Origin of the sequence: Caloranaerobacter sp. TR13 (assembly GCF_001316435.1) — a bacterium.
Lineage (GTDB): Bacteria > Bacillota > Clostridia > Tissierellales > Thermohalobacteraceae > Caloranaerobacter.
In genome coordinates this window covers 90,064-106,107 of sequence record NZ_JXLL01000006.1, presented here as the reverse complement: position 1 = coordinate 106,107, position 16,044 = coordinate 90,064, and the positions used below count along the sequence as shown (strand labels likewise).

The 16,044-nt window shown below is 28.7% G+C and carries 13 protein-coding genes; 10 read left to right on the top strand and 3 right to left on the bottom strand.

All coding sequences use genetic code 11. The features are described from left to right. Positions 1-64: 64 nt before the first annotated feature. Both TR13x_RS06590 and TR13x_RS06585 read right to left on the bottom strand, forming a co-directional pair. Entirely contained in the window at positions 65-1,051 is a 987-nt protein-coding gene (locus TR13x_RS06590) for an ATP-binding protein (protein ID WP_054871118.1), read from the bottom strand. A gap of 24 nt (positions 1,052-1,075) precedes the next feature. Next, on the bottom strand, positions 1,076-2,146 hold the full coding sequence (locus TR13x_RS06585; protein WP_054871117.1) for a DnaD domain-containing protein: 1,071 nt from the start codon (positions 2,144-2,146) through the stop codon (positions 1,076-1,078). Between the two features lie 392 nt (positions 2,147-2,538). On the opposite strand from TR13x_RS06585, the gene TR13x_RS06580 reads away from it, so the two are divergent. Both TR13x_RS06580 and TR13x_RS06575 read left to right on the top strand, forming a co-directional pair. Next, on the top strand, positions 2,539-4,029 hold the full coding sequence (locus TR13x_RS06580) for a M1 family metallopeptidase (protein ID WP_054871116.1): 1,491 nt from the start codon (positions 2,539-2,541) through the stop codon (positions 4,027-4,029). 142 nt (positions 4,030-4,171) lie between these two features. Next, on the top strand, positions 4,172-5,608 hold the full coding sequence (locus TR13x_RS06575) for a peptidoglycan DD-metalloendopeptidase family protein (protein ID WP_054871115.1): 1,437 nt from the start codon (positions 4,172-4,174) through the stop codon (positions 5,606-5,608). Between the two features lie 27 nt (positions 5,609-5,635). Here TR13x_RS06575 and TR13x_RS06570 read toward each other — a convergent pair whose 3' ends face one another. Further along, the gene (locus tag TR13x_RS06570; protein WP_082394818.1) at positions 5,636-6,913 is read right to left on the bottom strand and encodes a S8 family peptidase; all 1,278 of its coding nucleotides are present in this window, start codon (positions 6,911-6,913) and stop codon (positions 5,636-5,638) included. A 168-nt stretch (positions 6,914-7,081) separates the two neighbouring features. On the opposite strand from TR13x_RS06570, the gene TR13x_RS06565 reads away from it, so the two are divergent. From TR13x_RS06565 to TR13x_RS06530, 8 genes are all read left to right on the top strand, one after another. Beyond that, positions 7,082-7,903, top strand: a complete 822-nt coding sequence (locus TR13x_RS06565) for a peptidase MA family metallohydrolase (protein WP_054871114.1) — start codon at positions 7,082-7,084, stop codon at positions 7,901-7,903. A gap of 308 nt (positions 7,904-8,211) precedes the next feature. Next, positions 8,212-8,904, top strand: a complete 693-nt coding sequence (yycF, locus tag TR13x_RS06560; protein ID WP_369813267.1) for a response regulator YycF — start codon at positions 8,212-8,214, stop codon at positions 8,902-8,904. 2 nt (positions 8,905-8,906) lie between these two features. Beyond that, entirely contained in the window at positions 8,907-10,703 is a 1,797-nt protein-coding gene (locus TR13x_RS06555) for an ATP-binding protein (protein ID WP_054871112.1), read from the top strand. Positions 10,704-10,793: 90 nt separating this feature from the next. After that, a complete protein-coding gene (locus TR13x_RS06550; protein ID WP_054871111.1) occupies positions 10,794-11,399 on the top strand; it encodes a hypothetical protein in 606 nt (201 codons plus the stop codon). Between the two features lie 6 nt (positions 11,400-11,405). Next, a complete protein-coding gene (gene yycH, locus TR13x_RS06545; RefSeq protein ID WP_054871110.1) occupies positions 11,406-12,830 on the top strand; it encodes a two-component system activity regulator YycH in 1,425 nt (474 codons plus the stop codon). A gap of 25 nt (positions 12,831-12,855) precedes the next feature. Further along, positions 12,856-13,692, top strand: a complete 837-nt coding sequence (gene yycI / locus TR13x_RS06540) for a two-component system regulatory protein YycI (protein ID WP_054871109.1) — start codon at positions 12,856-12,858, stop codon at positions 13,690-13,692. A gap of 221 nt (positions 13,693-13,913) precedes the next feature. Further along, on the top strand, positions 13,914-15,170 hold the full coding sequence (locus TR13x_RS06535; RefSeq protein WP_054871108.1) for a UDP-N-acetylglucosamine 1-carboxyvinyltransferase: 1,257 nt from the start codon (positions 13,914-13,916) through the stop codon (positions 15,168-15,170). A 78-nt stretch (positions 15,171-15,248) separates the two neighbouring features. Further along, positions 15,249-16,043, top strand: a complete 795-nt coding sequence (locus tag TR13x_RS06530) for an MBL fold metallo-hydrolase (protein ID WP_082394817.1) — start codon at positions 15,249-15,251, stop codon at positions 16,041-16,043. Position 16,044 lies beyond the last annotated feature (1 nt).

The window sequence follows — 16,044 nt, the reverse complement described above, 5'->3', positions numbered from 1 at the left end:
GGTTCGAGTCCCATCGCCAGCTCCATAAAAAAGAAGCTTAAGATATTCTCTTAAGCTTCTTTTTTTATACTTCCCACCTCAAATCAGGACCAAAAAACCTAATTGGAGTAAACTTGTTTAGAATTCTTGAAAAAATCCTATCTGTATAGGTATTAGATATCTCTATAGGTGAAAGGTTTGTAGATATTATAGTTTTATTGCCTTTTATCAATCTTGAATTTACTATGTTAAAAATTTCAGTATTAGTAAAGGTATTTACTAGTTCAGTACCTAAATCATCAATTATCAGCAAATCTGCATCAAATAGAAGTTCATAGTCTAATTTATATTCATCCTTATTTGAATTTCTTCTAAATCTATATTCTTCTATTATTTCAAGTATTTTGAAAGCTGTTTGATATATTACTATTTTTCCTTTATCTAATAGAGCTTTAGCAATACAATTACACATGAAAGTTTTGCCTAATCCAGTCGTTCCATAAAATAGTAGATTTTCTTCGTTATCTTCATCAAAATTAAATACAAATCCTTCACATATACTTAATATGTTTTGCATATTTTCTCTTGGTGTTACTTTTTCATTTTCAAAAGGTTTATTGCTGAAAATGTTAATATTAAAAGTTTGGAAGTTCTCTTTATAGAGAATATGTTCAAGATTAGACATTTTGTAAGCTCTATTGATAAGAGCTTGTTTAAAACAAGAACACTTACTTCCGTTTTTTAGAAACCCTGTGTCATTACATTTGTTACATTCATAATTAATATCCATATATTCTAGAGGGATATTATTTTCAGTAAGTAATATAGCTTTCTCTCGTTTTAATTCTTCTAGTTTGTTTTTTATTTCTTCTATTTTATCGTTATAATTCTGAGGATTGTTTATAATTGCTTTAGAAATCATTAGACCTGTTTTGGATATTAATTTATCTATTTCTTTTAATCTAGGAATTTTTGAATAAACTTCATTTTGTCTTAGTCTTTGTTCATATAATGCTTTATCTCTTTTCTTTTCGTACTCTCTTAAAATTTCATTAATCATACTATTATTCATGAATACCCTCCTCAAATAGGGAAATTAAGTATTTTTCTTATGAGTTTTTTCTTCGAAAATTTTTCTTACGATCTTGTCTAGTTCATCTGAAGTATATTTAGAAGTTCTCTGTTCAAAATTATGGAATTTAGTTTTAACTTTATTTTGATTTGCAGATTTTTGATTAGTTTTTGGCTTGTCCTTTTCTTCAATTTCATTAACATTTTTAATTCCTTTACTGTACCAAGATGAAAGTATGCCATCTATATAATTTATACTTGGATTTGATGTTTTTTTAGTATTTTCACATGCTTTTAATACAATATCTAAATCGAATTTCCATTCATCAAACCATTTGTCTATTACTTTTCTTTCTGCTTCGCTAGGTGGTCTAAAATTAAAGCCTAAAGCTTTCATGACTCTTTCGTAGATTTTGAATCTTTTATCTTTAGTTTCTAAATACTGTTCTAATGCTTTTAAATTAGTAATATTCATATCATACCAGTTTCTTATTATTCCTTCTACGTAATTAACATTTTTTTTGTTTCTTCTTTCTACGGAATAAAAGAAGGCTTTAACAACTATTTGAGGATCCATATTATAGTTATATATCCATTCAAGGATTTTTTTCTTTTCATTAGGTACCAGAGGGCGTCTGATTATTTGATTTATTGAATAGAACATATCTTGAATTGTAGTGTTTTTATTTGCTTCAATTAAATCGTCTACGGAACAAGAATAGTATGTGTTTTCAGTATGCTTAATAGTTTTAGATGTTATTGGTTTGTAGTTGTTATTAATATATAGCTGTTTTAAGTTTAAAAACTCAACAATATAGTTATATTGATCATCTTCTTTAGGATGTTTTTTAATTATACCTTTTTCTTCCCAAAAGTCCCAAGCTTTTAGCACATCTGATAAAGGAATATTCAGATGTTTTGCGATAGTTTCATTAGTAACTTCAATATTAGTGTCTTTATCATTAGCATATTTATATCCTAATAAATACACTTTGACATAGGTTCCATTAGCCATTGGCATAAAGTCGTTGATAAAAATATTTTCAATTGGGGTATCCCCTAAGTCTATATCAGTAATTTCTTTATAGAAAGACAATATACTCACCTACCAAAAAATTAGTTTTATAATCAATAGGAAAGAGTTTAAAGCTATTAGTTATTTACTATTTGATATTTGTCAAATTAAGTTACCAGTTGACAGATAACAGGGCACAGACAGTTTTAATCAATAGTCATTAGTCGTTAGTCTATTATTTTTAACTATTGGCTATTGACTATCAATCATCCGAAAATAAACATCGAGTATTTAGTGACTAGTACCAAATGCCCATTGAATTTATGTCCCATGTCGACTAAAAGACACAAAGTCGTATTTTTATACTATTATAACATAATGTTTATCTAAATTATATTAAGTTATATTTTCCAATTATCAATTAATATATTTTAGTAATAAGTTCAAAAATGAAAGGTGAGTGGGGGGATGAGATGCATAAATTATTATCAAAAATAATGTTTAAAGTTTTACTGCTTTTCATAATAACAATAACACCAATTATAACATATACATTTATTAGAGATGATGTCCAATTTACATTTAATATAAACCAAAATATGTTAAATAGATATTTTATTAAAGCAGAGTTTGATCCCGTAAATAAGATAATTTATATTGATGAAAAAGTAAGCTATATAAATAATACAGGAAAGAAATTAAAAAAAATATACTTTCACATATATCCAAATGCTTTTAGAAAGGCAAAAACAGTACCATATTTTAAAGAAGAAATTAATGAAGCTTATCCAAATGGATTTGATTCAGGATACATTGATATAAAGAAAGTAATGGTAGATGATAAAGAGCAAAAATATAAGATTATAGGACGAGATCATACAATACTTATGATTGAGCTTGAAAGATGGATTAGAGACGGTGCAGAAATGACTGTAGAAATACAAGGGAAAATAAAAATACCAAATTCTAGAGGAAGATTTGGATATGACAAATATACTTTTAATATAACGAATTGGTATCCTATTTTAGCTGTCTATGATGAAACAGGATGGAATTTAGACCCTTATTATAAATTAGGCGATCCATTTTATAGTGATGTTAGTAATTATAGAGTAGAGCTTGTTATACCATCAAATTATTTTCCAGTTAGTACTGGTGTGATTGTTGATAAAGAAGAATTGGATGATAAGGTGAAATATTATATTGAAGCTGATAATGTTAGAGATTTTGCTATTATTTTAAGTGATAAATTTAAGAAAGAAGAGGCTTGGGTTGATAATATCAAAGTAGTTTCTTATTGTTTTAATGATACGTATAAAAAAGAGGCTTTGCAATATGCGGTAGATTCAATAAAAATATTTAATGACTTATTTGGTAAATATCCTTATAAAGAATTTGAAGTTGTAGCGAGTGACTTTTATGTTGGAGGTATGGAATATCCGAATGTGGTTATGATAGATAATGATATATATTCATATAGACAACCAGATATATTAGAATATATTATTGCACATGAAACTGCTCATCAGTGGTGGTATGGTATTGTTGGAAATGATCAAGTTGATGAACCGTGGTTAGATGAGAGTTTAACTGAATATTCAACCATTTTATATTTTGAGAAAAAGTATGGTACCGAAGTTAAGGATAGAGTATTTAATAAAATGGTTATTGCCCGTTTTAGCAAGTATAAAGATTCTGATTTTATAAATCAGTCTATAAATAAGAGCCTGAGTAATTTTAATTCATGGCAAGAGTATTTAGGGTTGGTATATCAAAAAGGAGCAATTAGTTTAAATGAATTTAGGAGAAAAATTGGAGATGAGAAGTTCTTTAATATTTTAAAGCTTTATTTTGAAAGGAATAAGTTTAGAAATGCAAAAACAGAAGATTTTATTGAAATATGTAGAGAGGTTCTAGACTTAAAAAGGAATGATGCTATTATTAGAGAGCTATCGCTTAGATAGAATATATTTTAAATTAAAATAATAAACTAATTATAGACATGCATTAGATTATTCTTTGTAAATTTTGCGATATATGATATAATCTATTTTGAGTTTATATTACAATTGTGTTACAGAAAACTTTTTAGGAAGGAGCTTTAGAATGAATAGCTCGCGTTTAAAAAGAATTAGTGAACTTATCAAAAAATTAAATATAAAGAATAAAGGGAAAAAATTCAATAAAATAATCACGTTTGCTGTTATAATAGGAATTTTAGCAGGTGGTTTTGCATTTGCTGAATATAGAAAGAGTGTAAAACATGAGATATATACAAGGGCTTTTAGGGTTAATTATAATGGTAATTACATAGGTACGGTTAGGAATAAACAAATTGTTAATGATGTTGTAACTACGCTAAAAAAAGAACTAACTACTAATTATGGTATTGAAGTTACTATTGAAGATGAGTTTGAGTATCAAGATACTCATGCTGAAGACAACGAGTTAACAAAAAAAGAAGATATTAAGAATAATTTGAAAGATAATATTGAATTCAATGTATTTGCATATGCTATTGAAGCAGATGGAAAGGTATTAGGAGTTCTTAAGACAGAAGATTTAGCTAAAGAAATATTAGATAAGATTAAAGAACCTTATATAAACTCAGCAGAGCAAGAAAATTCTTCAATAGAAGATATAAAGTTTGTTGAAAACGTTAAAGTAGTAAAAAAAGAAGTACCTATATCTGCAGTACAAGATTTTGATAAGGTGTTAAATTATATTCAAAAAGGAACAGATGAAGTTAAAACTCATGTAGTAAAAAAGGGTGAGAATTTCTGGACTATAGCACATAAGTATAATTTGACTGTAAACGATTTGATTAAAGCTAATCCAGATGTAAATCCTAAACTTATTCATCCAGGAGATGAATTGAGTCTAATAGTGCCTAAGCCATATTTAACAGTAGTTACTTATGAAGAGAAAAAATATACTGAAAATATTGATTTTGATATAAAATATGAATATAGTTCTAAAATGTATAAGGATCAAGCCGTAATAAAAAGAAGAGGAGTATACGGTAAAAAAGAGGTTATAGCTAAAATAGAAAAACATAATGGAATTGAAGTTGCAAAGCAGATTTTAAAGGAAACTATTATTTCTAATCCAATATCTCAGATTATTATTAAAGGAACTAAGGAAATACCACCACTTAAAGCAACAGGTGTTTTTATAACACCTACGAGAGGTACTTTGACTTCAGGCTTCGGCAAGAGATGGGGCAGAATGCATGAGGGTATAGATTTAGCAGCAAGGACTGGAACACCTATTAAAGCAGCAGATGGTGGAGTGGTAACTTTTGCCGGATGGAGAGGTTCATATGGCTACATGGTTGAAATAGATCATGGAGGCGGATTTACAACTAGATATGCTCACTGCAGCAAAATCTATGTAAAAAAAGGTGAGAAAGTCTATAAAGGAAAAGTAATAGCTGCTGTTGGTAATACAGGAAGAAGTACAGGACCTCATGTGCATTTTGAAGTTCGCAAATACGGTAAACCAGTAAATCCATATAAATATTTAGGCAAAAAATATAGATAGCTCAGTCTTTTGACTGAGCTAATTTTTTTAAATTCTTTTACTTAAAAGCAAGAACAGCAATACAATAGCAATGAAATTGTCTCCAAATAAGTTTTCTGTATATGGTTTTTCTTCAGGGACATCTTCAATAGGTTTTTCTTTAAATAGTCTTTCTAGATTAATTACCCCACTGCCTTGATTATTATAGGTATCTTTTAAATCTACACAGGATTTCATAATCATTGCTTTAACTTGACTTGGACTAAGGTTGCCATGTTTGTTGTATAATAGGGCGCAGGCTCCTGATACCATAGGGGTAGCCATAGAGGTACCACTTAATGAAGTATAGCTACTAAGATTGCTACTTGATAGCGACATGATATCCACACCTGGAGCTACAACGTCTGGTTTTTTGAATCCTTCTTTTGTAGGTCCTCTACTTGAAAAAGGTGCAATGAAGTCATCACTTAATTCAGGAGTCTTATTATCGTCTACTGCTCCAACTGTAATTACTTTTTTAGAATTACCTGGAGACAATATTGTTTCTTTAGCTGGTCCACTATTGCCGGCAGCAACAACAACAGTTAAACCAGATTTAACAGCTTCTTCTACTGCTTTTACAAGAGGATCTTCATTGTATGGATTTGTAGGTGGGCTACCTAATGATAGATTTATTATTTTAGTATTGTATACGTTTTTAGTCTTTATTACCCATTCTATTGCTGCAACTATATCTGATGTACTACCGCTTCCTGAGCTGTCTAATGCTTTTACTCCTAAAATATTACATTCTGGTGCTACACCTGCATATTTACCTTTTGATGAATATCCATTTGAAGCTATTATACCTGAAACATGTGTGCCATGACCATTGTCATCATATGGTGAAGTTTTATCGTTTATGAAATCTTTAAAACCTATAATTCTGTTTCTAGGTTTGGTAAGGTCATTATGTGGTGCTACACCTGTATCAATTACAGCAACTGTTACTCCTTTGCCTGTATATCCTAATTCATGAGCGAAATTACTTTTTATAGAAGAAGTTGCGATATCTAATAGGGCAAAAACTTTAGAATCAAAACTTATATATTCGATATTTGGATCTTTTGCTAATTTACTTATAGCTTCAATATTTAAATTACAAGCTATTCCGCCTACTAGAGGAAGAGTACGTTTAACTTTACTTGACATACCTAATACGATATTGCTAAGCATATTGAAATTACCGTTTTTAGCTCTGATAATAACAGGAATTTCTTCTTTAGATTTCGAATTAAGCTTAGCACTTACTATCGGATCAATTTTATACTTTCTTTGCCTCCTCATATATCTCACCTTCCTATGATTTAATTTATGCACGAGGAGGCTAAAAGGTTATACTTTTAGGATTTACATATATACAAAAACAAAAATTACCAATGAAGTTTACATAATAACATGATATAATATGTACGTTCCCCATATACATATTTAAAAGAAAGGGGGAACAATAGAATGAAAAAACATATAAAAGATATTTTAAGATTGTTGATTGTTGTAATACTTGTTCTTATATTTATTTTCATTACTAATGTAAGGGTTGTTGGATATTTAAAGGGTTCTATCAATACTTTGTATAATAATATAGAAAAAAAGAGGATATTAGCAAATATAAAAGATTACGATATATTAGAAACTAAACATTTTATTATAAGATTTGATAAAGAAGATAAGGAAGTTGCATATCTAACAGGAGAAATAGCAGAAAAATATTATAATGTTGTTTGTAAGATGTTTGATTATTATAATAAAGAAAAGAACATTATTATAATATACGATGATGGAAATGAACTATTGAAAAATACACGTTTAAATAAACAAACATATCCAGTTGGTGTTTATTATGGTGGAATGATTAACATATTATCTCCTAAACTATGGATAAAAGATACTGAAAACTTCAATATGGTTTATGAAAAAGATGGTCCTATTGTTCATGAATTTACTCATCTTATAGTTGATAAGATTACTCATGGAAATTACCCAATGTGGCTTACAGAAGGAATAGCACTTTATGCAGAATATAAATTAACGGGTTTTGAGTGGGGAAAAGATATTCAATATTTAGATAAAGTAGATATAAAGAGTTTAGATAAAAATTTTTATCAGTTAGACCAATATATTGCATATAGAAAATCTTTTGAAGTTATAAAAAAGATTTCTGATATTTGGGGATTTGAGAAGTTAAAAGACATTTTAATAACCTTAGGAGAAGGTAATAATTTAAAAAGTTCAACTAAAGCAGTATTAAAGATTAATTTATACGAGTTAAAATAAATGAAGTCAACCGTTTGGTTGACTTCATTTATATAAAAATTATGGGGGATGGAGAATAAAATATTACCATATTTTATATTTTGCATATTTCAATATAAATTATATTATATAATTAGACAAAATTCTACAGGTCTTTTGACCTATTTACAAAAATAAGTCATATTATGTTGACAAAACATACAGATATTAGAAAAAATATTTGAAGGATAAATTAATCATAATATAGAATTATAATAAAGATGATGTGTAAATTCATATACTCTAGAGAATTGACTTTTTTTCACAAACTATAATATTTGAGGTGATAATTGATGAATAAGAAAATCCTAGTTGTAGATGACGAGAAACCTATTGCTGAAATATTGAAATTTAACATAGAGAAGGAAGGGTTTCAAGTTGAATTGGCATATGATGGTGAAGATGCTGTATTTAAAGCTTTTAGCTTAAAACCAGATTTGATTCTATTGGATGTAATGTTACCTAAAAAAGATGGGTTCCAAGTACTTAAAGAAATAAGACATAAACTTAAGACTCCTGTACTAATGTTAACAGCTAAGGAAGAAGAAGTGGACAAGGTATTAGGATTAGAACTTGGAGCTGATGATTACATAACAAAACCTTTTAGTATGAGAGAACTTATAGCTAGAGTTAAAGCTAATTTAAGAAGAGTAGATATGTCAAATGGGGATTCTAATGGAGAAATAATAGTTTGTGAAGATTTAGTTATAGATTTAAATAGATATGAAGTTAAAAAGAACAATAAGATTATAGAGTTGACATTAAGAGAATTTGAATTACTTAAGTTTTTAGCAACAAAATCTGGGCAAGTTTTTTCAAGAGAACAATTACTTGAGGAAGTTTGGGGCTATGAATATTATGGAGATATAAGAACAGTAGACGTTACTGTAAGAAGGTTAAGAGAAAAAGTGGAAGATGATTCTAGTAGTCCTAGGTATGTCCTCACTAAAAGAGGTGTTGGATATTACTTTAGGAGGGCGTAAGAATGTTCAATAGTGTCAGATGGAAATTTATAACTATTTACTTTCTATTAGTATTTATAGCGATGGTTATAGTAGGAGTATTTATTATAGAAAATTTAGAGAAACATCAACTTAATCAGGTTTCTGATGATATGGAGTATCGTATTGAGGAAATAATAAGATCTTCGGCAATACAACAAGATAATTGGGAAAGATCAAAGGAAAGTATACAATCTACTATTTCAAAATGGCCTTTAAAGACTACAGAAACTTTATATATATTAAGTAATTCACAAATACCAGAGATATTAGCAAGCAACAATAGAAAATTTCAGGGTAAAAAAGCTTTTGAGTGCAGATTACTTAATTCAGCTTTGATACTATCTGCTTTAGATGGAGAAAAAGTTGATGCTATCATATCCAATTCAGATAGATCAGATGTAAAAGAGAAACATTTAGCTTATCCTGTATTTAATAAAATTGGAGAAGTTAAGGGAATTATATATCTTATATCAGATTTAAAAGATGTATATGATACTATAGATGAATCTAAAATTATTTTGACCCAGGCAACACTATTAGCCTTATTTATTACAGTTTTTCTGGGTTTTTTTATTGCAAAAAGTATAACAGGACCGATAAATGATGTTACAGTAAAAGCTGAAAAAATGGCTAAAGGTGATTTTGACCAGTTTGTTGATGTTAAATCAGATGATGAAATTGGACAGTTAGCTAGCATGTTTAACTATTTAACTCAAAAACTTAAAGCAACAATATCTGAAGTATATAGTGAAAAGAGTAAAATGGATACCATCTTTACTTATATGGCTGATGGTGTGATAGCAGTGAATAAAGATGGAGAAATCATACATGCAAATCCGATTGTTTTAGATTTATTTGGACTGTCTTATGATGAGTTAAACAAAAAGAAATATGATGATTTAGTAAGATCATTAAATGAAAAGTTGACGTTAGAATATATTCAAAAGATTGATAAATGGGAAGGTAGCGAAGTTTTTGAATATAATTCAGTAATTTACAGAGCTAGATTTGCACCATTTAAAAATGAAAATGGTGACTACGGTGGTCTTATAGTAGTCTTGCAGGATATAACTGAACAACAAAAACTAGAGAATATGAGAAAGGAATTTGTTGCTAATGTATCTCACGAGTTAAAAACTCCGATAACAACTATTAAAAGTTATACAGAAACTCTCCTTGAAGGTGCAATTGACAATACACAATATTCTATGCAATTTTTAAATGTAATAAATAATGAATGTGATAGAATGGCTAGAATTGTAAGAGATTTATTACAACTTTCGAATCTTGATTTTAAACAGACAAAATGGAATATGACAAAAATTTCTGTAAAAGAGCTTATAGAAGAAACTTTAAAAAGAACAGAGATATTTGCAAAGGAGAAAAATCAAAGCATAAATGTTCAAATGGAGGAAAATATTACAGATATTTTTGCTGATAAGGATGGTATATTGCAGGTAATACTAAACATAGTTAGTAATGCTATTAAGTATACTCCTGAAAAGGGCGAAATAAGTATTGTTGTAAAAAGAGAAAATGATAATGTGATTATTACTGTTAAAGATAATGGTATTGGTATTCCAGAAGAAGATTTAGATAGAATATTTGAAAGATTTTATAGAGTAGACAAAGCAAGATCTAGAGCTTTAGGTGGTACAGGCTTAGGGCTTTCAATAGCAAAGCAGATAGTAGAAGCACATAATGGAGATATAAAGATAAGAAGTAAGTATAATGTTGGTACGGAAGTTGATATTATTTTACCTATTGCAGGGGTGTAATTCAATTTTAATAGCGTTGTAATATATCTGTAATAATGTTGTTATATAATTATGCTGAAGTACTATTTGTACCTTTAAGGAGGAATAATTATGCTTAGGAAGGTATTAACGGGAGCATTAGTAATAGTGATAATAGGTACTTACGGAACAGTTGGTTATTCGATTGGAAACGATAGTGAGATAGAAAACAATGATACAAATATCGAAATTGTTAAAAAAGAAAATATTATTGATATAATTTATCCAGAAGATAATTTGATTACTACTGATAACATTGTTTTGCTTTCGGGTAGAGCAAGACAAGGACTTAAGATAATTGTAGAAGTATACTCTTCTGCTAGCTTAACAGATGTTGATTTTAATGTAGATACATTACCAATAAATGATAGCAGTATGGAAAAAATAGAAGAACCAGAAGAAACATATAAACTTGAGTCAAAAGAAGTATTAGAAGTAGGAGAGTTAGGTGTATTTGCTAAGGAGTTAGAGCTTAAACCAGGGAAAAATAAGATAAGCATATATGTTATTGATGATGAAGTAACTGATATTATAACTAAATATGTATTTGTTACTGATATGGAAAAAGTTAAAGAATATATTAATAACATCGGAAACATGAACTTTTCTGAAACTATTAGACAAATGATAGATGTATCAAATAATCAAGATACTAGCATACCACTTTTCTGGAGATGATTCTAAATGCAAAGAGAGAGGGCGAAGGCTTTTTTGCTAGTATCTTTGGTTCTCATTAGTATTTTTTTAACACAACAATTATGGATACAATTTCCATTCACCTTAATTCCTTCTTTTAATGAAGATAAAGACAAAGGTATTGGATATAATTATATTTTGTCAGATGTGATATCTCCTGAAAAGTACTTAATTAATTTTGGGGGTAATTATACTATATTATATTCAGGCGAGAGATATGATTTATGGTTGAAAACTAGGTCCTATTTAAAAGGGATTCTACAAAATGAAGATTTAAGTTATAAGGAGATAGACGAAAGAGAAATTATTAAGAACGATGTTAAAAAATCTATAAATTTATTTTTTACCGAAGATATACCAATATATATGTTAGTAAAGGTACTGAATTGTAAGCCTTCAAGTTCGATTTATAATAGTATAAAAAATGTACGGAATATTTATATTTATTTGGGAAGAAATCCTTACATAGTACTTAGCAATAAAACTAATCATATAAAAATATATAATATTAAGGTTGATACTAGTATCTTAATAGATACATTGAATGAAATAGAAAGAGAAAATGTGCTTAAATATTATTCAATCCGAATGTGGGGTATAGACAAGGATGTTTATATTCCTATTAATACATCAAGTTTAAATTATATAATTCCTTATGTGTATGTAAATAATGAAATGAATACTGAAAGTTATCTGTCTATGGAATCTGTAGCAAAAAGTTTTTTTAGAGAAGATCTAGAGTATGCTAGAAAAATAGTTGAGACTGACGGATCTGTTATTTTTTTATATGGACAAAAAGGTTTGAAGATATCAAAAAATGGGCTAATTGAATATTTTAATACTCTAGATGAAAACGTAACGGAGAGAAATCTTTTTATTAGCTTAAATAAAGCGGTAGACTTTATTACAAATCATTTAGGATGGCCGGAAGAAGCCTATTTGTCTTCTATTGAAGAAATAGAGTATAAAGGGAATAAAGGATATAGATTTAAATTTACATATAGAGTTAATAATTTAACTATTTATACTGATAGAAATAAGTTTAGCAGTCCTATAGAAATAGAAGTATTTAATAAGAATGTAAAAAGCTATAAAAGATATATAAGGACTATAAGTAAGGTTGAATACAAAAAATCTTCTAAGGAGACAGTTTTGCCACCAGAGAAGGTTATAGAAACTAATTTGTCGATGATTAAAGCAGATGTAGCTAAGAAAAACAATTTGAAAATAGAACAAATTGATAATTTTACGATTTTGTCATTGATAGATGATATTGAGTTAGGATATTTTGATTATGGGGATAAAAAGTATAAACAAAAATTAATGGGGGTATGGGTAATTGCTGTAGATGGAATTACTTATATTTTTGATATGCATGATGGTAAGTTTGTCGATGGGGGGCTACCGGAATAGATATTATTTTGGATGGTGAACATAAATGGATTGGTCGAAGGCCATAAATATACTGATAATAGCATTCTTAATTACGAATTTAATTTTGGTATATGTGCTTATTGATAATAAAAGAGATGAAAGTGCTTACCTTACTGTAAAGGAAGAATTTATAAAAGAAGTTGAGAATCTTCTTTCTCAGAAAGGTATAAAGATTGATGCAGATATACCTAGAACTATTCCATCTTTACCTCTATTGACTATAGAATATGAAATACAAGACCCACAAAAATTAGCACAAAAATTACTAGGTGATTATAATAAAGAAGTTGTTGATGGAGAAATATTATATAAAAATGGAAGTGAAACGTTAAAAATAATAGATAATAAAAAAATAGTATATAAAAATGATTCTTCTATTAAAATTTATAATCAACTTAACAAAAATATAGCAATTTCGATTGCAGAGAATTTCATTAAGAGCAAAGGTTTTGATCAAAATGATTATAAATTAACAGATTATAGTTTTAATGGGAATAGACATATTTTAAGATATACTAAAACAAATAAAGATATGTTATTAGAGAAAAGTTATATGATATTTGAAATAGATAATACAGGGATTAAAAGATTTGAGAGGCTTTGGTTTAATTTTGTAAAGACGAGTGAACGTAAGATAACAATAAGTTCTGCACCTGAGTCTCTTCTAAGGCTGCTTACGATGGAAGATGTTTATGGGAAAACTATAGTAGATATAAGATTGTGTTATTATTTTGATCCGATAAAACATGGTGCAAGAGATTGGAAGAAGACATTAAAAGGAGAAGCAGGACCAGCTTGGAGAATAAAGCTTAGTGATGGAACTTTGATATTTGTAGATTGAATAATTTGTATTTAAGGATAGAAGAATATTATTTTTTCTTCTATTTTTTTTTGGACTAGCATATAGATAATAGTAGACAAGGCAATAAAGATTTCATTATTTTTCATAGTATTAAAGATTAGTATTTAAAAAAACTAAATACTTGTATATAATATTATTATGGACTTAATATACCAAAGTGGAAAGTGGGGTGACTATACTGACTTTTGTCAGTTAGATACATGGAAAAGCTTATAGTTGAAGGTGGAATAAAACTTGAAGGTCAAGTTAATATAAGTGGATTTAAGAATGCTGCAGTTGCTATTATACCTGCTTCTATATTATCAGGAGATAAGTGTTATATAGAAAATATTCCTCATATTAGAGATGTATATCTATTTAAAGATATAATGCAGGAGTTAGGTGTAGATGTAGAGCTAGATGAAAATGGGACTATGACAATAGATTCAAGCAAACTTGATAAATGCTGTGCTACATATGATTTGGCAAATAAGATGAGAGCTTCTTACTATTTAATAGGGGCAGGTTTAGGAAGATTTAAGGAAGTTGAAGTAGCTTATCCCGGAGGATGTAATATAGGTACTAGACCAATAGATCAGCATATAAAGGGATTTGAAGCATTAGGAGCAGAAGTAGAGATAGAGCATGGTGTTATTAGATGTAAAGCAGATAAATTAGTAGGCGCAAAGATATATCTTGATGTAGTTAGTGTTGGTGCTACAATTAATATTATGCTTGCAGCTGTATTAGCTGAAGGTACTACAATAATTGAAAATGCTGCTAAAGAACCACATGTTGTTGATGTAGCTAACTTCTTGAACATGATGGGTGCTGATGTAAGAGGAGCAGGAACAGATGTTATAAAAATAAAAGGCGTTGATAAGTTACACGGATGTACTTATAGCGTTATCCCTGACCAGATTGAAGCAGGTACATATATGATAGCTGCTGCTGCTACAGGAGGAGATGTGTTAATTAATAATGTTATTCCTAAGCATTTGGAGTCTATAACAGCTAAATTAAAGGAGATGGGTGTTGAAGTAATAGAGTATGGTGATTCTATAAGAGTTAAAGGGTCTGATAATCTTAAAAGTGTAAATATTAAGACTTTACCATACCCAGGTTTTCCGACAGATTTACAACAACCAATGACGGTATTATTGTCAACAGTAAATGGTACAAGTGTAGTTACTGAAAGTATTTTTGAAGGAAGATTTAAATATGTTGATGAATTAAAGCGTATGGGTGCAAATATAAAAGTGGAAGGTAGAGTTGCGGTAGTAGAAGGAGTAAAGCGTTTAAGTGGAGCTAGGATATCAGTAACAGACTTAAGAGCTGGAGCAGCATTTATAATAGCAGGTCTTATTGCAGAAGGGATAACAGAAATAAACAATATTTATCATATAGATAGAGGTTATGAAAAGATTGAAGAGAAGTTTAGGAACTTAGGAGCAAAAATTAAGAGAGTTGAAATTTAGCCGGGAAATCACTCGGCTTTTTTCATTATTTTTTTTGTGTTATAATATAACTGCGAAAAAATTGTTTGGAGGACAAGGATGACTATTAGATTTTGTTCATTAGCTAGTGGAAGTAGTGGTAACTGCCAGTACATTGAAACAGATAGAATTAAGCTACTGATAGATGCAGGATTAAGTGGAAGAAAAATTGAAAATTCATTAAAATCAATAGGTATTTCACCTGAAGATATAAATGGTATATTAGTTACTCATGAACATAAAGATCATATAAAAGGTGTAGGGATTCTTTCTAGACGATATAATTTACCTATATATGCTAATGAGAGTACTTGGAAGGTAATGGAGAATGAGATAGGAGAAATAAGCATAAATAATATTAGGATATTTAATACAGAAAAAGAATTTGAATTAAAAGATTTAGGAATATTGCCGTTTAGAACTTCACATGACTCAATTGAATCTGTTGGTTTTTGCTTTTATCATAAAAATGTAAAATTAAGTTTAGTAACAGATACAGGATATGTTAGTGAAGATATTAAAAAGAAAATATATAATTCAGATTTATTGCTAATAGAGTCCAATCACGATATAGAGATGTTAAAGATGGGTAGATATCCATGGTTTTTAAAAAAGAGAATATTAGGAGATACAGGGCACTTATCTAATGAATTAGCTGGAGAAATAATATCAGAAGTATTTTCTGGGAAAAGACAAAAGGTACTTCTAGCACATTTGAGTAAAGAAAATAATTTTCCAGAATTAGCTTATCAAACAGTTGTTAATATTTTAAGAGAAAAGGGTATAAAAATAGGAGATGATGTTATTCTTGAGCTTACCCAAAGAGATAGGCCAACAAAAATATATGATTTGTAGC